Source organism: Catenibacterium mitsuokai, assembly GCF_025148785.1.
GTDB classification, from domain to species: domain Bacteria; phylum Bacillota_I; class Bacilli_A; order Erysipelotrichales; family Coprobacillaceae; genus Catenibacterium; species Catenibacterium mitsuoka.
Genome location: NZ_CP102271.1, coordinates 2,191,825 through 2,211,089 on the forward strand (window position 1 = coordinate 2,191,825; position 19,265 = coordinate 2,211,089).

The 19,265-nt window shown below is 32.9% G+C and carries 17 protein-coding genes; 1 reads left to right on the top strand and 16 read right to left on the bottom strand.

The features are described from left to right. Positions 1-125: 125 nt before the first annotated feature. The 10 genes from NQ499_RS11385 to NQ499_RS11430 form a co-directional block, all read right to left on the bottom strand. Entirely contained in the window at positions 126-1,085 is a 960-nt protein-coding gene (locus NQ499_RS11385; RefSeq protein WP_006504546.1) for a helix-turn-helix domain-containing protein, read from the bottom strand. A 206-nt stretch (positions 1,086-1,291) separates the two neighbouring features. Next, positions 1,292-1,927 (bottom strand): hypothetical protein, encoded by a 636-nt coding sequence (locus NQ499_RS11390; RefSeq protein WP_006504547.1) that lies wholly within the window; start codon positions 1,925-1,927, stop codon positions 1,292-1,294. Between the two features lie 4 nt (positions 1,928-1,931). After that, on the bottom strand, positions 1,932-2,585 hold the full coding sequence (locus tag NQ499_RS11395; RefSeq protein WP_006504548.1) for an HAD family hydrolase: 654 nt from the start codon (positions 2,583-2,585) through the stop codon (positions 1,932-1,934). Continuing rightward, positions 2,569-3,648: an SIS domain-containing protein gene (locus tag NQ499_RS11400; protein ID WP_006504549.1), complete on the bottom strand. Its 1,080-nt coding sequence runs from the start codon at positions 3,646-3,648 to the stop codon at positions 2,569-2,571. Before NQ499_RS11400 ends, NQ499_RS11395 begins: the two co-directional genes overlap by 17 nt. Positions 3,649-3,700: 52 nt before the next feature. Then, positions 3,701-4,705: an SIS domain-containing protein gene (locus NQ499_RS11405; RefSeq protein ID WP_006504550.1), complete on the bottom strand. Its 1,005-nt coding sequence runs from the start codon at positions 4,703-4,705 to the stop codon at positions 3,701-3,703. A gap of 29 nt (positions 4,706-4,734) precedes the next feature. Further along, the gene (locus tag NQ499_RS11410; protein WP_006504551.1) at positions 4,735-5,559 is read right to left on the bottom strand and encodes a PTS system mannose/fructose/sorbose family transporter subunit IID; all 825 of its coding nucleotides are present in this window, start codon (positions 5,557-5,559) and stop codon (positions 4,735-4,737) included. Continuing rightward, on the bottom strand, positions 5,540-6,316 hold the full coding sequence (locus NQ499_RS11415; protein ID WP_006504552.1) for a PTS mannose/fructose/sorbose/N-acetylgalactosamine transporter subunit IIC: 777 nt from the start codon (positions 6,314-6,316) through the stop codon (positions 5,540-5,542). The genes NQ499_RS11410 and NQ499_RS11415 overlap by 20 nt, the downstream gene beginning before the upstream one ends. A gap of 10 nt (positions 6,317-6,326) precedes the next feature. Beyond that, the gene (locus NQ499_RS11420) at positions 6,327-6,794 is read right to left on the bottom strand and encodes a PTS sugar transporter subunit IIB (protein ID WP_006504553.1); all 468 of its coding nucleotides are present in this window, start codon (positions 6,792-6,794) and stop codon (positions 6,327-6,329) included. Positions 6,795-6,809: 15 nt separating this feature from the next. Then, a complete protein-coding gene (locus NQ499_RS11425; RefSeq protein ID WP_040389577.1) occupies positions 6,810-7,223 on the bottom strand; it encodes a PTS sugar transporter subunit IIA in 414 nt (137 codons plus the stop codon). A gap of 466 nt (positions 7,224-7,689) precedes the next feature. Further along, complete coding sequence (locus tag NQ499_RS11430) at positions 7,690-10,377, bottom strand: sigma 54-interacting transcriptional regulator (RefSeq protein WP_407651063.1); 2,688 nt, start codon at positions 10,375-10,377, stop codon at positions 7,690-7,692. A 127-nt stretch (positions 10,378-10,504) separates the two neighbouring features. Here NQ499_RS11430 and NQ499_RS11435 point away from each other — a divergent pair, with 127 nt between their 5' ends. Further along, a complete protein-coding gene (locus NQ499_RS11435) occupies positions 10,505-11,731 on the top strand; it encodes an RNA polymerase factor sigma-54 (RefSeq protein ID WP_006504556.1) in 1,227 nt (408 codons plus the stop codon). A gap of 84 nt (positions 11,732-11,815) precedes the next feature. Here NQ499_RS11435 and nrdD read toward each other — a convergent pair whose 3' ends face one another. From nrdD to NQ499_RS11465, 6 genes are all read right to left on the bottom strand, one after another. Beyond that, positions 11,816-13,984 carry an anaerobic ribonucleoside-triphosphate reductase gene (gene nrdD, locus NQ499_RS11440; RefSeq protein ID WP_006504557.1) on the bottom strand — a complete coding sequence of 723 codons (2,169 nt, stop codon included), beginning with the start codon at positions 13,982-13,984 and terminating at the stop codon, positions 11,816-11,818. Between the two features lie 283 nt (positions 13,985-14,267). After that, positions 14,268-15,704 (bottom strand): 6-phospho-beta-glucosidase, encoded by a 1,437-nt coding sequence (locus tag NQ499_RS11445; protein ID WP_006504558.1) that lies wholly within the window; start codon positions 15,702-15,704, stop codon positions 14,268-14,270. Then, complete coding sequence (locus NQ499_RS11450; protein ID WP_006504559.1) at positions 15,701-16,471, bottom strand: HD domain-containing protein; 771 nt, start codon at positions 16,469-16,471, stop codon at positions 15,701-15,703. The genes NQ499_RS11445 and NQ499_RS11450 overlap by 4 nt, the downstream gene beginning before the upstream one ends. Further along, the gene (gene aroD, locus NQ499_RS11455) at positions 16,464-17,225 is read right to left on the bottom strand and encodes a type I 3-dehydroquinate dehydratase (protein ID WP_006504560.1); all 762 of its coding nucleotides are present in this window, start codon (positions 17,223-17,225) and stop codon (positions 16,464-16,466) included. Before aroD ends, NQ499_RS11450 begins: the two co-directional genes overlap by 8 nt. Continuing rightward, a complete protein-coding gene (locus NQ499_RS11460; RefSeq protein ID WP_006504561.1) occupies positions 17,203-17,889 on the bottom strand; it encodes an alpha/beta fold hydrolase in 687 nt (228 codons plus the stop codon). Before NQ499_RS11460 ends, aroD begins: the two co-directional genes overlap by 23 nt. A 210-nt stretch (positions 17,890-18,099) precedes the next feature. Further along, positions 18,100-19,062, bottom strand: a complete 963-nt coding sequence (locus NQ499_RS11465) for a hypothetical protein (RefSeq protein WP_006504562.1) — start codon at positions 19,060-19,062, stop codon at positions 18,100-18,102. Positions 19,063-19,265 lie beyond the last annotated feature (203 nt).

Below are 19,265 nucleotides of genomic sequence, written 5' to 3' on the forward strand. Positions count from 1 at the left end.
TTAAGGTAACATTAAACCCTGGTTTAATGTCAAATGTTTTGTATATTCATTATACAATGAGAAAAAAATAGTTCACAAGAAAACTTGTAAACTATCACTTTTCTAATAATTATTTTAAGAATGAACTACTTCTCTCTACCTTCTATAGTCATTTTCACCATACCAAGTACTGCTGCATATAATACTCCAGCCACTGGCCATATAATCCATGTAAACTTCCAGTTATTTGTCCAGAAACTCCATCCAAGATATATTGCGACTATCAAACACCAATAAGCACCTGAAAAAGAATTTGTCTTCTTTTTCAAATGTTTCTCTTCTATTGTATATTCCCCTTCCTGCAATAGAGTATCATAGCTAGACTTGATCATACCTGACCGAATAAGAATATTAACGCCAATAGAAACAATAATAAGTAATAGACCTACAGATATACCGCTTGTACTATCATCTGTTTCCATCACACCTGCCATAATAGTAGGAATGACAGAAAGAATACAAAGTACAACTCCTATCGCAATATTTCTTGTGAAAGTAGGTTCATATAGTTTTCTTCTTTCACGTACCATACCTGATACACCATATTCTGTTTCAAAGCTTTCTTTTTCTAGATGCTGCATATGCGACTCATGTAATCCATAATTCACAAATAGATAAACAGCTATTGCGACTAGTATAAGAAGAAATACTAAACTAAAACCTACAAGTGTATGATCTTCTGTCATTGTACCTAATACTATAAGGGGTACAGGGCTTAATATACATAAACTCGTCGCATTCGCGACTATTCTTGAACCTCTACTCTTCATATCAAGATATCGATTGGCTTCTTCCATACTTACCTTGATTGTTTTTGTTTCAACATATTCATTCTGTCGTTCTTCTTCTATTTCATCCTTTAGTAAATAATCAGTAGTCACACCAAATAGTTCAGACATCTGAAGTATTCTTTGTAGGTCTGGTATAGATCCTGAACTCTCCCATTTAGAAACAGCTTGTCTAGAGACACCTAACTTACTTGCAAGTTCTTCCTGTGACCAGCCATTCTTTTTTCTTTCTTCTATAATCTTATCAGCAAGAATCATATTCTTCTCCTCCTTACATACCAAATATACCAATTATGCTAATTTCCTTCTACCAATTCAGGCTGTAAATATGTCAACTGGCGGTTGCGGAAGTTAAATATTCTATAAACTACAACATAATATGAATCCAATTGTACCTAATACTACGAAAAAAAAGACAACCTATTAGGCTGTCTTTACGGTAAGGAATCTTTTCAATCATCCAATTAGTTTTGAGAATGAATTAAAGATTCATATATAGTTCCTTTACTGTCTTCTAAAGCTTTACTCTTATATTCCTTACTCTTTGATTCATTACCCATATTCTTGTAGATAACTGATAATAAGAATTCAAGATAGGGAGTATCCTCATTGTTTTTAGTATATTCTTCATCTTCTAGATCAGATTTTAATTCGTCATAATACTTAATTCCACCACTAATCAAAGTATCATTAACCATATCCATCTGTCTATATAGGGCATGATCATTTGTCGTGCTAACCATTTCCAACAAACGATCAATCATAGATGCATTCTTCTTATCTACATATATATAGAATACTGATTTTGCAAGAGCAGACTTCTGCTTAGAATTCATAGGAACATGATCCATTATATTGTTTACTTGAGTATCTATTTGTTTGTTATCATTTACTTTTAGATAAGCATTTAAAAGTAAATATTCCCTATTAAATGGAGGAATACATATCTTAGCTAGTTGAGTTGCCATTAAGTCTTTTATTGCCTTAATATCATTGTTATGGAGTAATGTTAAATAATTTTTTAGGAGTTTCTTTCTGATGATTACTGGAATAGTACCAATAATAGCAATCACTATAGCGACAATTAACATAGCATTCATACTTTTATGCCCCTTTCTCAATCAACTTTATAATATCATTTAATTCATTAATAATTATATCTGCCTGGCTCTGATCTAAGCCAAACTTATCATCTTTTAAAGCCAATACCTTAATACCAGCTCTATTTGCAGCTAATATTCCTTTAGATGAATCCTCAATAATAATAGCTTCATCTTTATTCACATTCAATTCTTTGATTGTATGTGAATATATTTCTGGATTTGGTTTACTTTCTTTGAATTGATCACCACTTACTATAAGTGAGAAATACTTTCTTAAACCAGCCTGATTTAATGCAGTATTAATAGTAGATAAACTAGAAGAGGACGCTAACGCTATTTTATAATGTTTACTTAAGTGTTCTAAAACGGGATAGATCTGCGGTCTAACTACTGCTTTATAATCACATTCAAATGAACGAAAATATTCTTGAAGCATATTTTTAAATGTCATGAAATCAGTTTTTTCATTCCACATTGCATATGCTTGTTCATAATATAATTTATTATCAATACCAATGAGAGGAATACAATCACTTACTTGTATTTCTATATCATGCTGTTTAAAAAATCTTATCAAATCATTTATATACATGGTTTCACTGTCAAAGATCACACCATCCATATCAAAAATAACAGTTTTAATCGTCTCCATCATAATTCACAAAATTCTCCGTTTTTGCAGCAGCGATAGCCTTAAATTCTTTTAATAATGGATGTTGATAAATAGAGTGTAAGTCATTTGAAACAATAAAGCTTAATAATTGTACAAATGGTAGATATACAAGTGGACATAATTCGCTTGATACAGTATCACTCAAACTTAAAACATGATCATCACTTGATAATTGAGGATTGTTTGAAATTAAATAAGCTCGATTGCTGACTTTTCGCGTAGCCTTATATACTTGTTCTACGCGTCGACTTGCACCATCGTTTCCATCAAAGAAAATCACATTGTATTGTGGCGTTAATTGAAGGTTTGGTCCATGGATATACTCTTCAATTTCATAGCAGCAGCTTGGAATATGAATGGTTTCACCCATTTTTAATGCACTTTCAAGTGCTGTTCCATAATTAGCACCAGCCCCACAACTATAAACCCAGGACATAGATGTGAAATTCTTATAATGTCGCTGAATAAAGTTTGTAGCCTGATCAATCATTTCTTCATTTAAATCAGCTGCTTTTTTTAATTCATCCAAATATTCAGTCTTTCCAGAATATGCAATTGCGAATAAATCTAAGAATAACGCAAGTGAAGAAACACCTTTTGTGACATAACCAACTAATTCTTCGCCCACACCATATTCAATCACAACATCCGCAACATCTTTTACATCGCTGTTTTTATTTCCTGTTAAGCAAATAGCTTTACATTCTTTTTTCTTAATGATTTTTAATGCTTCGATTGCATTTGTACTTAAACCACTCTGTGTAACTACTAAAACTAAATCGTTCTCTTTAATATCATTTTCATAGTACGTAAATGTATATGGAGTAATGATTCTAACTTCTAAACCACTTACTTTTTCCACAAAACTTCTAGCACAATAACAAGCATTATGACTTGATCCAGAAGCAACAAGTAAAATACGTTTGATTTCTTTTTGTTGCACTTCCTTCATCAATGGATCAACTAGTGTAGTATACTGTTCAATATTTGTTCTTAATACGTCTGGTGTTTCTTTAACATAATCAAGCATTGTTAGTTTTTTCATAATATACCCCCAATTAAGGCATAAAAGGTGGAATAAATCCACCCTTTATATTTTAGTATTCTAATCTTCTGTAGTAACGACGGATTTCCATAGGGTGACGAGTTTCGATTTCCATGTGAACGTCGATTCTGTTGTTTACAGCATGCATTACGTGATGAGATAAGTGTTTACGATATTTTTCACTAATTCCCTTTAATTCGTAATCTTTAGTGTCAATGATTGTGTAGTTTGCACAAATTCTTGGAATAAAGTTAGCTACACGTTCAGATAATGGACGCTGAGCATCTTCACCAATATAGATTGTAACTGGAGTTTCTTTAGTTACGATTTCAAACATACCATGGAAGAATTCATTTGATGTGATTGATTTAGTTTTTAACCATAACTGTTCTTCCCAATAGCACATTGCATATGAGTAAGTAGCACCCCACTGATTTCCAGCACCTACAAAGTAGTGCATTTCATCATTCCAGTGTTTTTTAGCGAATTCAATAGCGAATGGTTCAGCTTTCTTTTCAACTTCTACTAAATCTTCTGCTAAGTATTTATCAAATTCAGCATACATATCATCGTAGTCTTCGAATTCACCATTGTTGAACATGAAACGGTCAGCAACCATGAAGAACTTTAACTGTTCGTTCATTGGATAAGAGATCTTGTAGTCTCCTAAATCTAATAAGATAGCTTCTTTAGCATCAACAAATGAGATAACTGTAGCACCAACTTCATTTTTAATTTTTTTGATAGCATCAACTACTTCTTTAGTGTTTCCAGATACAGATGAGATAATAACAACTGTATCTTTAGTAATACGTTTGTTTCCTGTAGTTAAGTATTCAGCAGCATTTTCTGCCCAAGTTTCAATAGCACTCATTTCTTTCATGTGTACTGTAGCCTGCATAGCACTTGCCCAAGTACCACCAACACCTAACCAGCAGATGTTTGAATATCCATGTTCGCAGATTTCATCAACGATTTCGTTGATCTGAGGACGTAAAGCTAATGCGCCATTTACGCTATCGATTTTTTCCTGTTCATTAAATTTAATCATTTCCATTTTCTTTTCCTCCGTTTTTTTAAAATTTATTAACAACCTAAGATACCAAAGAATGCTCCGACCAATCCGATCACAACACAGATTAACAACAATGTAGTTGTCTTAACATTTTTCTTTTTCAATAAGTAATAAACTAGTAATGTGAATAATAATGGCATTAAACCAGGCATGATATTATTGAATACAGAATTTAATGTAGTTGCTTCATTACCAGAACCAAACTTCAATGGGAAACTGATTGATACGTTTTCAGCAGTCATACCACCAACAACCATCAATCCTAAAACACTCGCTGCATAAGTAAGTTTTGACATCAATCCATTCTGCTGGATCTTAGCCAAGAATCCACTTCCTAATTTATAACCAGCATTCATTAAATAATAACGTAATCCCTGAGCTGGAAGGTTGAAGATTAATAAGAATAAGATAGGTCCTAAGATATTTCCTTGATTTGCTAGAGATAAACCAACACCAGTAGCGATAATACGTAGTGTCCCCCAGATGAATGAATCACCAATACCTGCTAAAGGTCCCATTAATGAAACCTTTACATTGTTGATACTTTCTGTATCAAATTCAGGATCATTTGCGTTACTTTCTTCCATAGCAGCACTAATACCTAAGATTAATGTTGCCAATTGTGGAGTTGTATTGAAGAATTCCAAGTGACGTTTCATAGCTGCAACTTGATCTTCTTTATTTGGATATAACTTTTTGATAACTGGTAACATACTATAGCAGTATGACATATTCATCTGTCTTTCATAGTTCCAAGACCATTCCAAACCGAATGAACGCCAGAATACTTGATTTAACTCTTTTTTAGTTAATTTATTAGAAGTCGTCATCTTCATCTACTCCTCCTTCTGTTGCTGTTTGAGCTGAATTACTACGTAACTGAGTTAATACAATAGCAATGATAGCTCCAAAAATTGCGATTGCTGTTACTGGAATCTTTAAGTAAACGCTTAATGCGAATCCTAAGAAGAAGAAACATGCAACTTCTTTGTCCATAATCATCATTAATAATAAGCCGAACCCAATTGCAGGTAATAAGCCCATTGTGATCTGTAAACCATTTGAAATCCATTTAGGAATGACATTTAATAAAGCCTGTACAGCTGGTCCACCAGCATAGTAACCACATGCTACAATCACACCGATAATTAAGTTAACACCGAAGAATCCACCTAATAAGTGCATTCTAGCAACTCCAGCCATATTTCCTTCAGCTGCATATTTATCTGCTTTATGAACAAATGGAGGTAAGATGAATACCATTCCAATGTTCTTTGCAATTAATACTAATGAAGCAACTGGTAAACCTACAGTTAATGCAGTTTCTGGTCCAGCTCCTGTTGTAATTGTGAAAGCTGTTCCTAATACAGTTCCTGAAATCATTTCAGGTGGAATACTAGCACCGATTGAGAAAGCTCCCATAAATGCTAATTCTAATGTTGCACCTAAAGTAACACCTGTTTGTACATCACCAAGTACAATACCTGTTAAAGTACCCATAACCAATGGTCTTGACAACAAACTTGTACCGAACAAATACTCAGCATTTCCAAGCATTGCTACCAAGCCAAGTAAAATTGCTTGTAGTAACATATTTCTCCTCCTATAAAACTTTTTCTACATTTACCGGATTATCTTCTGGAACCATCTGAATTGTTACATCCACACCTGATTCACATAATCCTTTTAAAATTGTTTCTTCTGCTGGTGTAATATTCATTGCTTTTGAAATATTACGAGTTTCAGCAGTTGCCTTAGTACCACCAAGATTTAACTTTTTGATGTTGCATTCTTTACACAATCTTTCAGCATCCTTAATAGATTCAACTACAGTTAATAATTTATATTTATCTGTAACACCACTGTTGATTGCTTTTACTGCATCATCCATACTTTTGATAACTAATTTAACACCACTTGGTTTTGCCATCTTGATTGAAGTTTTTCTTAAATCATCTTTCATAACTGCATCGCACGCAATTAAGATACAATCTGCTTCAACTGCATTTTTCCAAGAAAAAGCAACTTGACCATGTAACAATCTGTGATCCACTCTTAATAATTTAATCATTTTCTTCTCCTCCTATTAGAAATCTTCATCATCTTCGCTTGTTATTCCATTCATAACAGTCATTCCATCTTTAGCTGCTTCGATTAAATCGTTCGCTTCTGCTAATTCAAGTTTTCCGTTCAAGCCTTTCATTACTGCATCTAATACTAATCCCATGTTCATTCCTGAGAAGACCATTACATTATCTAATACTGCAAGTTTAGATAAAGCTGTGTGAACACTTCCACCTTTGATATCACACAAGATTAAGATTTGTTCATCACTCTCTTTTGCTTCTTTCAAAACTTCTTGATAAAAGTCTTCAGGATTTTGTCCAGGAAGCAAGCTATATGTTTCTATATCCTTAGCTAAATCTCCAACAATCATAGAAACTGAATCTTTCATCCCTTTAGATAATCCTCCGTGTGATGCAAGTATGATTTTTGCCATATTCTCTGCACTCCTTTCTTTTCGTTTTAGTTCATGCAAGCTTTGAGCTAGTTTGTAGATCTTTACGCTTAATTCGTAGAACTAACTTCCACTTATACCCAAGCAAGCTTCGTGCCAGTTTGTAGATCAATTACGTTCAATCTGTAGAACTAACTTCCACTTATACTCAAGCAAGCTTTGTGCCAGTTTATAGATCTTTACGCTTAATCTGTACAACTAGCTTCCACTTATACTCAAGCAAGCTTCGTGCCAGTTTACAGATCTTTACGCTTAATCTGCATAACTAACTTCCACTTATACTCAAGCAAGCTTCATGCCAGTTTATAAATTAACTACGCTTAATCTGCATAACTAACTTCCACTTATACTCAAGCAAGCTTTGTGCCAGTTTATAGATTCTTACGTTCAATCTGTACAACTAACTTCCACTTTTAAACAAGCAAAAAGTGTGCCAATTAATAGCACACTAATCATTAATAATATAGTTGTATATATATTCTATTTCTTCATCTGGAATCTCAACATTGTAGTATGTTTTAACTTCTTTCATTGAGATATTTACTTGATCTATAAACTCTTGATGCTTTTCTTTAAAGTCTTGATCAGTAAAGTTTGAAATAGCTTGTCTTGTAACTAATCTTTCTACAAGACAACAGATATGAACATATAATCCAAAGCATGTTCTATTCTTAAATCTCTTATGTAAGATATTCTGTAGATGATCAATTGCTTTCGCTACATGTTCTAGTAGTTTATCTGGATTTAATATAGTTAAGTTATTCATGACATTGGATAATGTGAAATTACGTAAGATATTCTTTTCGAATACCTCCATCTGAGCTTGAGTCATATACTTTCCAAAATATACTTCTATCGCATTCTGACCCTCATTAATAATCAATTCCTGTATACCTATATATTTCATAGATTCAATATTTGGATCAAGTGTTCCAATGACACATACAACCTCATAATCATTCATTAACTGATCATAGACCTGTTTACGTATTAAAGCAGGATAATCATAAGTAATAATCTTTAAATTAGAATCTTCAGGTAAAGAATTGAATAAGATTTCTTTGATCTTATTCGCTGTACCAACTCCTGATGCACAAGAACAGATTACAATAGGGTCTTTCTTTTTCTTAAGTTCTATACGCGTTTTATAGATGTTTTCCTTAAGAATAGAATCAATTACTTCAGTCACTGTTTTATTGAGTTTAATTCCCTGTCCTATTTCTAACGCACATTTAGTATTAATATTGTTTACTAAGGCAATATCTGCATTACTTGTATCTAATCCCTGATATATTTCTTCAAGAGAACCCATATCAACTAATAAATAAAGTTTTGAGATATTACCAACATGTGCAATGTAATCATTAATCTTTCTTTTAATAGTTTGTACATCCACATCTAATGGCATATCAATCGCATCAAATATATAACTATTCAACATTCTATTGGCTGCTTCCGCAATAGAACTTGCAGTTGAATAACCATGCGCAATAATAACCGCAATTGTGAGATCTTCACCAGAATGTGCAAAATACTTAATCATACAAATACAGATAATACATTCTACAAACTCATCAATATCCTGGTTCATATTATTCTTTAAGTAATGAGAAACTTCCTGTCCTATTTCATATTCACGATGAAATTCAAGTTTTAGATATTTCTTCAAGTTTTTTACTTCATCATAATTCTCATTGATCCAGTTATTTGTGAGATATGTATTCTTAGAGAATTCTGAGACATATGTCGCAAGTGCAATCAACTCATTATGTGAAGTCCTAAAGCCGTAATGTTCAGTGATATTATTAAATATCTTTTCGAGATAGTTTGTAAGATAATCAATTGAATCTGCACGATTATCATTAAATATAAGCTTCTCAAAATATCTATCTACAGTATTCTGTGCATTTACTGCAAATGACTGATCTCTTTTAAGATTAATTAATGATTGATAAAAATCTTTAATGATCCCCTGATCTGATACAGGAAGAAGTGTGTTAAGAGACACAAGTTTATGCTTCTTCATAATCATAGAGGAAACATCTATACTATTTCTAATACTGTCAGGTAAATCATAAGCATGTATTTCTAACGTATCTGAATTACTTTTATATAATGCACTCACACAGCTTGCCTGAATAGTATTAGTCAGTTCACCAATATTACCTACAAATGTGTGATTCAGTAACAACTCATAAACGTTAGATGAAATAAGAATTGTTTTACCAACACGCTTCTCTTCGTTCTTCAAAAAGCTATACATGAGTTCTAGCTTTTCATTTTCTCCTCTTTGTGCAAGAGATGGAATTGTAAGAATAACTGGAATACGTCTGAGGAATGTTTTTAATAATGCTTTTTGTGGTACTTCTGTTGTCGCAAATATAATTCTACATTTAGATTTATACCACTTATTATTATCACCTACTAAGTGATAGATTCCCTGGTCCATATAAAGGAATAATTTTTCCTGACATTCAGCATTTAAACAATGCACTTCGTCTAAGAATAATACTCCACCATCCGCAAAATGTAATAAACCTAAGTTATCACTATCTGCACCTGTAAAAGCACCTTTTTTATAGCCAAACAGATTCGCTGTGAGTAGTTCTGGGTTATTGGCATACTCTGAACAGTTCACCTGTACAAAATTCTTAGATGCATCAATTAAGCCTGTGTCTACACAATATTCATACGTAAGTTTAGCCATAAATGATTTACCCGTACCAGTTGGTCCATAAAACAACATAGGTAATCCTACTGGTGGGTAAGATACTGTTGCCTTAATCTTCTCTACAATCTGATACATGCTTTCATTAGACCCAATAAGTTTTTCAAAGTTCTTTAATTCTGTCTGATTGTTTAATTCAGCTTCCAATTCATCTAATGATTTGTATTCATCTGATGAGAGTTTCTTCTTATACTTACTTTCAAGAGAACCTCTTGAAAGATATAAAACAGGGCTTGTTTTGATTTTAATAAGTTTCTTGTCATTAAATAGTTCATTTAATAATCTAGTCACTTGATTTCTACTTAGTTTTAATTCTTTTGATAATTGGATGGATTGACATTCATCATATGAATTTTGATCCATTCTTCCATTAATCAACAACATTATTTTTTCTTTCAATGAAATCACCTCATCGTTCATGATAAAACTAATAAAACTTGTGTGCAACAATCGTTATTCGTTATACTTTTCTATTAAATATCCATACATTAATTGGCACGAATTTTGCTATATAATATAGTGAGGGGTGATGAATATGAAACAAAAAATGCAATATATTCAAACATTGAAACAAACATTAAAATTAAATCAAAAACTGTTAAAATCGTTAGATTTCCTTACTGACAACATTGATGATATCAATAAAGTTGTTCAACAAGTATTAGAAACCAATCCTTTTTTAGAACTAAAATCACCTAAAAACTATGATACTCAGCAGTTTATTGAAAGTATTTCTAATAAACGTTCTTTAAAAGATGATCTCTATTTACAGTTAAGTGCATGTACTCGTCCATATAATGAAGATTTGATGGATTATTTGATTGAATCATTAGACGATAGTGGGTTCTTATCCTACCCCATTGATCAATATCTCACTGATTTAGATATAGATAGAGAAATGCTTGATGCTCATTTAGATATATTACGTTCTTTTGAACCAAATGGTGTTGGAGCTGCTGATGCTATTGATTCAATTATGATTCAACTAAAAAATAATAATAAAATAAAAAGCTATACACTATTTAGAGATTATCAAGATGTTATCTTAACTCAGAACTATTCACTTATTAAACAGAAAACAGGATTAAAAAAAGAAGAGATAGACCATTTATTTTATGAAATACGTTCTTGTAATCCATTCCCATGTAATATGTATAGTTCATCCCAGGATGATTATATCTCACCAGATGTTTTAATAGAGGTAGAAGATTCTAATATCATAATTACCCCTATCAATCAACCTGAACTCATCGTAAATGATCTTCTTTATGAGAAGGTAAAGAATGATGAAAATATGAAATCATATTTTAATGAGGCACATTTCTTAATTGAAAATCTCACAAAGAGAAATCAAACAGTATTATTTGTCGCAAATGCTTTAGTTGATATCCAAAGTGGTTATTTCTTATACGATGATGAATTATATCCATGTACCTTATCACAGCTTGCAAATGAAACAGGATTCCATGAATCTACTATTTCACGTACATTAAATAATAAGTACTACAGCTTTAATGGTGAGGTTTATCCTCTTAAACAACTTCTTGTTTCTCAAACTGCTTCAGGAGATAGCAGCGATTCTATTAAAAAAGCTATTGTTGAATTAGTTGATAGTGAAGATAAAGAGCACCCACTTTCGGATAATCAAATTCTAAAGAAACTAGAAGAATTAGAATTACATTGTTCACGTCGAGTCATTGTCAAATATAGACAACAATTGAATATTCCTTCTTCTACTAAAAGAAAGATTCTTCTCAAATAAGACTGTGATTTCACAGTCTTTTTTAAATAAAAAGAGATAACCAATCACGGTTATCTCTTAAGCCCTTAATGACACAAGGCTTTCCTAGTTATTTTCCTGATATACTCTATTATCTAAATGTACAAAACGTTCTTTGATTTCCTGTGTACGTCCCTTATTCCAGAAGTTATCACCAAGATAACCACAAGTTCTACGACATACATTTAATGTCTTATGGTTTCTATTACCACAGTTAGGACAATACCATTCATTATTTTCATCTAATAAGATTTCTCCAGAGAAACCACATTCCTGACAATAGTCAGACTTAGTATTGATTTCAGCATACTGGATTGTTTCATACATATAGTTAATTAATTCTTTCATGGCATCAAAGTTATTTGTCATATTAGTCACTTCTACATAACTAATAGCCCCTCCAGAAGAAATCTTCTGGAACTTCGCTTCAAAGCCTAATTTAGAGAATGCGTCAATATGTTCTCTTACATTGACATGATAAGAATTAGTAATATAGTCTTTATCTGTTACACCAGGCACGACTCCAAATCTCTTCTTTAATGCACGTGCTAATGTATAAGTAGTTGATTCTGCAGGAGTACCATATAAGGCAAATCCTAAACCTGTATCCTTCTTCCACTTATCGCATGTATTTCTTAATTTCTGCATAATTTCAAGAGCTAATGCATCGCCTTCTTCAGTAGTATGAGACTGACCAATTAATGCCACTACACATTCATATAAACCAATATAACCTAATGATAATGTAGAATAACAAGTATCTAATAATGAATCAATCTTTTCTCCTGGTTTTAATCTTGCGATGGCACCATACTGCCAATGAATTGGAGAAATATCTGAAGGAGTACCCTTTAAGCTTTCATGTCTTAACATCAATGCTTCATAACATAAATCTAGACGTTCATCTAGAATCTTCCAGAATGAATCCATATTCTTATTAGCTGATAAACCAACATCAGTTAAGTTAAGTGTGACTACACCCTGGTTAAAACGACCATACCACTGATATTCACCTTTTTCATTCTTCCATGGAGATAAGAATGAACGACATCCCATACAAGGGAATACTTGTCCTTCATAGTTTTCTCTCATGATCTTTGCGCTGATGAAATCAGGCATCATACGCTTAGATACACATTTAACCGCTAAATCTGTTAAATAACGATACTGTGAATCATCAGGCACATTATTATCATCCAATACATAAAGTAATTTAGGGAATGCTGGAGTGACATAAGCACCCACAGGATTCTTCATACCGATATATCTCTGTTTTAAGATTTCTTCAATTAATAAAGCTGTTTCTTCAATATAGTCTGGCTCTTCTCTTAAATACATGAAAATAGATAAGAATGGAGCCTGACCATTTGTGGTAGAGAATGTATTGATCTGATACTGGATAGTCTGTACACCCGCTTTGATTTCTTCATGAAGACGAGACTTTGCAATCTTTTCAATCTGTTCTTCAGTATAATCAATACCTACTTCTTTACCTTCTTTTCTTACAGCCTTTAAGTGTTTCTTATATGATACACGTACATAAGGTGCTAAATGAGAAATAGAGATTGTCTGTCCTCCATACTGACCATTAGCCACCTGCTGAACAATCTGAGTTGCAACAGTACAAGCTGTCTGTAAAGACTTAGGTGTTTCAATCAATTTATCATTAATAACTGTACCATTCGCAAACATATCCTTTAAGTTTACTAGATCACAGTTATGCATCTTCTGGATATAGTAATCCATATCATGGAAATGAATAATACCATCATCATGTGCCTGCACAATCTTTGGTGGTAATAACAAACGGCGGCAATAGTCTCTAGAGAATTCACCAGCAATCAAGTCTCTCTGAGTCGCAAGGACTGTCGCATCTTTATTAGAGTTTTCATCCATTGCTTCTTTATTAGTTTGATTGACAATACCATAAATCGCATTATCAATTGTATTCGTTTCTCTCTGGAATTCTCTTACTTTACGATAGCCTTCATAAGCCTTGGCAGTAAGTACTTCTCCCTTTTCAATTAACTTTTCAAAAACCTGTCCTTCAATACGATAAATACTGATAGATGCTGCTCCACTTGATTTATGCCAGTCTTCAATTTCATGTGAGATCTTAGATGCAATTTCAGGTTTCACAATACCGCTGCCATAGCGCATAGCCTTTAAAATCGCATTTTCAATCTTACTTCCATCAAAAGCTACCTTTGAGCCATCTCTCTTGATTACCTCCATGTTATTTACCCTCCTCATAAGAAAATCTATTAGGAATAACTACCTAATAGATTCTTTTCTACTTCTATATTAGTCTACTTTGGTTGCATATGCAACTAATTTGCTTGAGATAAAAAAATATCTCACCAATAATTTATTAACATGAAAAAATGTTGAATTTATCAACGTTTTTTTAATTATTGATAAACATCAGGAATGTTTACCCTTAAACAGTATAAAAACCCACAAGCATAATGTCAAGCATTTCTCATGGGTTTCTTTTTTTCGCAATGTTGAAAGCGAATTAACCTAAATCTTCACCGTTGCTAGCAACAACTTTCTTATACCAGTCAAATGAATCTTTCTTGCTTCTTTCTAGTGTACCGCTTCCATCGTTATTACGATCTACATAAATAAATCCATAACGCTTCTTCATTTCACCTGTTGTGAAAGAGACGCAGTCAATGCAGCCCCATGGTGTATAACCCATTAAGTCTACACCATCAATTTCTACAGCTTTCTTCATCTGTTCAATATGCGCTCTTAAGTAATCTACACGATATGGGTCATGACAGCTGCCATCTTCTTCCTTCTTATCAATCGCACCAAAACCATTTTCTACAATAAATAATGGTTTTTCATATCTTTCATACATCTGATTCAAAGCATAACGTAAACCTTCTGGATCAATAGCCCATCCCCAGTCAGACACTTTAATAAATGGGTTAGCCACAGAATGTTCACTAGAACCATCTAATGACTTAGAAACATCTTTATGTGCTGTAGAGTCTACAGTATTAGTCATGTAATAAGAGAATCCGATATAATCTACTGTACCTGCAGCTAAAGCTTCTTTATCTTCTTCAGTGATATCTAAGTTAAAGCCTTTGTTTTCAAACATCTTTAAGGCATAACGTGGATAATGACCACGGCACTGTACATCACAGAAGAACCATCTCTGATGCATCATTTCAGTAGATAATACCATATCTGCTGGACGGCAAGAGAATGGATAAATAGGAACCATTGCAATCATATTACCGATTAAGAAGTTAGGATTGATTTCATGACCAATCTTCACAGCCTTTGCACTGGCTACTAATTCATAATGACCACACTGATACATCGCTTCTTCTGGATTATCATAGTTTCCAAAATGAGCACCACTGTTAGTCCATCCGAAAATATCATTCTTATAGTTCATCTGGTTATTGATTTCATTGAAAGTCATCCAGTATTTAACTTTATTTTTATATCTCTTGAAACATACTTCTGCGAACTTTACAAAGAAATCAATAGTCTTTCTGTTCATGAATCCGCCATATTCCTTGGCAAGATGATAAGGCATTTCAAAGTGAGATAATGTGATGACTGGTTCAATACCATATTTTAATAATTCATCAAATACATCATCATAGAACTGTAAACCTTCTTCATCTGGTTGTTCTTCATCACCTAATGGGAAGATTCTTGTCCAGGCAATAGATGTTCTAAAGCATTTAAAGCCCATTTCTGCGAATAACTTGATATCTTCTTTGTAATGATGATAGAAATCAATACCGATATGGTTTGGATAATATAATCCTTCCTTTACTCCATCAGTAATCACACGTGGTGTTGATACGTTTCCGCCTGTCATTACATCAGCAACACTCAAGCCTTTAGTAGTGTCTAATACACCACCTTCAAACTGGTGAGCTGCTAAAGCACCACCCCATAGGAAATCCTTTGGTAAACTCATATATGTCCTCCTTTAATATACTCTAGTGCGCATTTTTCTAATGCTCGATATTTTTTTAATATCTCTAGATCTTCTATTTTTATTTTATCAAAGCTTCTTTCAATATAGTGATTTTTTTCAATATATGATTTACTTTCATCAAAATAAAGATCAAATATAAAAGCGATATAAGAAATCCACATATCTAGATGTGTTTTTCTTGTAGGAGCATAAATAAGTTGATGTTTACAGAACTGTTGATAGACTTCATCCGTTATAGATTCTTTTCCTGCTTCCTCATAAGTCACACCTAGTAAGACTGTATCCTTTTCTACATCTTTAACACGAAAATGATCTAATTTATCTGCATCTCTAATCATATGTATGTAAAAGAGTTCTTCTTCACTAAAGCCTTCTTCTACTTTGTATTTATTATGCTGTTCTATAGCATGTTTAATAATTGTGTCATATGTATCTTCTTCTATAAATTTTCTAATGAGCCCCTCTTCAAATAATACATGAGAAGAATACATTGCATGATCTACTGTTTCTCTATCTAGGAAAGAATGATATAAGCGAAACTGTTCAAAACGGCCTATATCATGTAATAGGCCGATTAATAGACATAAGTCTTTTTCTTCAGTTTTTTCTTTCATATCACATAGTTCACCCATAACATCCATTACTTTATAAGAATGCACATATTTAAGATGTATATGTGGGATAGAGAGATCATAACGATTGACATAATTATCAAATGCCTTTTTCGCATGATCTAAATCAATCATGTAGAACCTCTAATACTTTCTTTAAATCATCAAGAGGAACCTGTCCTGGTGCACTCGCATCCTTAGCTGTCGCAAAGGTCATACATGAACCAAAGTATTCCCCCATCATACGTGACAAGCGTCCTAATTTACCCATGGACATAGTAATAATAGGTTTTCCCAAACGCTGACTTGAATGAAGAGTGGCTTCTAAAAGTGTTAATAGGTCTTCTTTACTTTTTGGCATAACAGCAAGTTTAGGTAAATCAGCCCCTAATATTTCCATCTTTTCTAGTGTTTCCTGCATATCTTCTCTTGATGGTGTTTCATCAAAATGATGTTCACTCATAATAACATGAACACCCTTCTTATGAGCATACTGAACAAGCTCCATCACAGATTCATATCCCTGTGATAACTCAATATCTACTAGATCCACATGAGCATCACAGATTTCTTTAATACAATGCATATACTCTAGAGAAGTAAGTTCTCCTTCTCCTCCTTCACTCACAGTACGGATTGTACCTAATACAAGTTTATCTGTATGTTTCTTGATTTCTTCTAATACATCTGTTAAATGTCCTTCTTTTAATCCTTCATAGAAATCAAGCCTAATTTCTACTACATCATAATCTAAATCCTTATAAGAATCTAAAGTATCAATAATACCTTCTTTCGTTGTATCTACAATAGGAAGACAAATCTTAGGTGTTCCTTCTCCAAATACAACATTCTTTATATCTAATACATTATGCTTCGTGATGACAGGCATATAAAAACCCCCTTATTTCTCTTAATGTTTTATCGTACTGATCCCCCAGCAAGAAGTGTGGTGAATTCTTAATGACCTTATGTACACAATAAGGCAATGATGACTGAATAAAAGTAAAATCAGAATCCTTGATGATATCATTTTCACCAGATAGTAATAAAGCTGGAATCTTGAGTTCTGATAAATAGTCTGCAGTAAAATGTGGTTCCTTTGTCATAAATGAGATGAGCTTAAAACGTATTCTAGATCTCTTATCATAGATACAGAATATCGGTAATAAGAGTAATGTCATATACATATGGAGACGATAATACCACTTAATACCTTTTGGAGTGGCATTAGGTGAAAGAAGGACCATATGTTTTAAGCGTTCATCTTTACCTGCTAGTGTGAGTGCAATATTCGCACCATCACTAAAACCAATGACATCATAAGCCTCTAGATCTAATTCATTTGCGACATCCATCACATCCTGAGCCATACGATCTAGTGTTAAAGGACCACTCTTAATAGATTTTCCATGATAACGTGAATCCATTGCGATGAGTTGATAGCCATTTTCTAGATCTTTAACTAATTGATCATATATTTTTCTATTTTCCTGATTACCATGTAATAAGATGATCGGGTAACCATTTCCATGTACTTCATAGTATATATTCATAGCATTACCTCACTTTGACCCCATTATAACACATATTAAATAACTATGAAAAAAAGTGACTTGTTAATGTGTTTAACAGCTACTCCCATCAGCAATCAAAATAACATCGATATATACAATGTTTTTTCTAATATCATACAGTGCAGGAAATGTAGTAATATTCATAAAAAAAGACTTGAAGAACTAAACATTCCTCAAGTCAACAGTCGTTTAAAACTCTTTATTTAATTTTTTTATCATTAATAAACTTACTAATGCAAGCACAGTATAAACTAAAGCATAATCCTCAACCCCTGTTTTCACAGTTGAATTATCTTTCTTTGTAGTATCTGTCTTTTCAACTGATGTATTTGTTTTTTTATCATCAGTATTTGGTTTAACAGTTGGAGTGCTAGGCTTCTGTTCATTTATGTCTGGTTTGATTTCTGGCGTGCTTGGCTTTTCTTCAGGTGTAGGTTTTTCAGGTTCCACAGGAGTTACTACTTCATCCTTCTCTACAACGATGTAGTATGTATAGCCAGTAGTAAAGTCTATTCTTGTATCATCAACTGTATCAAGTTCCTTTGTCTTCCCATTAGAAGAGAATCCCTTAACTTTATAGCCATCCTTGATAGTGACGCTCTTTAATGCTGCTTCATAAACTTCCTTGACTGTGCTTTCATGCATATAGCCATTTTCTGGATGCTTGATATCCCAGTTCTTACATGTGACACTTGCACTGAATGCATCACTCTCAGTACCATCTGGATAGACAACCTTCACATTGAACTTTGCCTGATCCAATGGTGCATAGACTGAATAGAGATCAATGACTGGTGAATCATTCTTAAGTGTAACCTTATCCCCTAATTTATATTCCGCTTCTGTAGCATCCTTCTTTGTAGACCATCCAATCCATTTATAGCCTTTATCAAGTCTTGATTTCGTATCAGTCACCTGGAATGGTCTAGAATATAAGTAGATAGACTGACTATCTGTCTTTGAAGTCTTTTTCACTTCTTTCACTTCGTCTGTACCGTCAATGTGATAACGTACAGCATAGGTTGTTGATGTTTCTGCTTTTACAGTACTTGTCATTTGCACATTGTCTGCAAATACGCTTATTGTCTGTGGTACAAGCATTGAAAAAGAAACAGGAACAGCCAATAATAAATTCTTCAATTGTTTATTCATTTCTCTTCCTCCTAGAAGTTAGTTACTACTAACTATATTTATAATATCATATAGTACTATGAAATCAACAAAATAATTAGTAGAAACTAACTTATTTTGTACAAGTTGTGTAATTTTAAGTCATTTCACAAATCATGATTTACCTTTTTACAAATGTTTGTTATAATCATTGAATTAGGAAGAGTAGTATAAGGGAGAGAAAG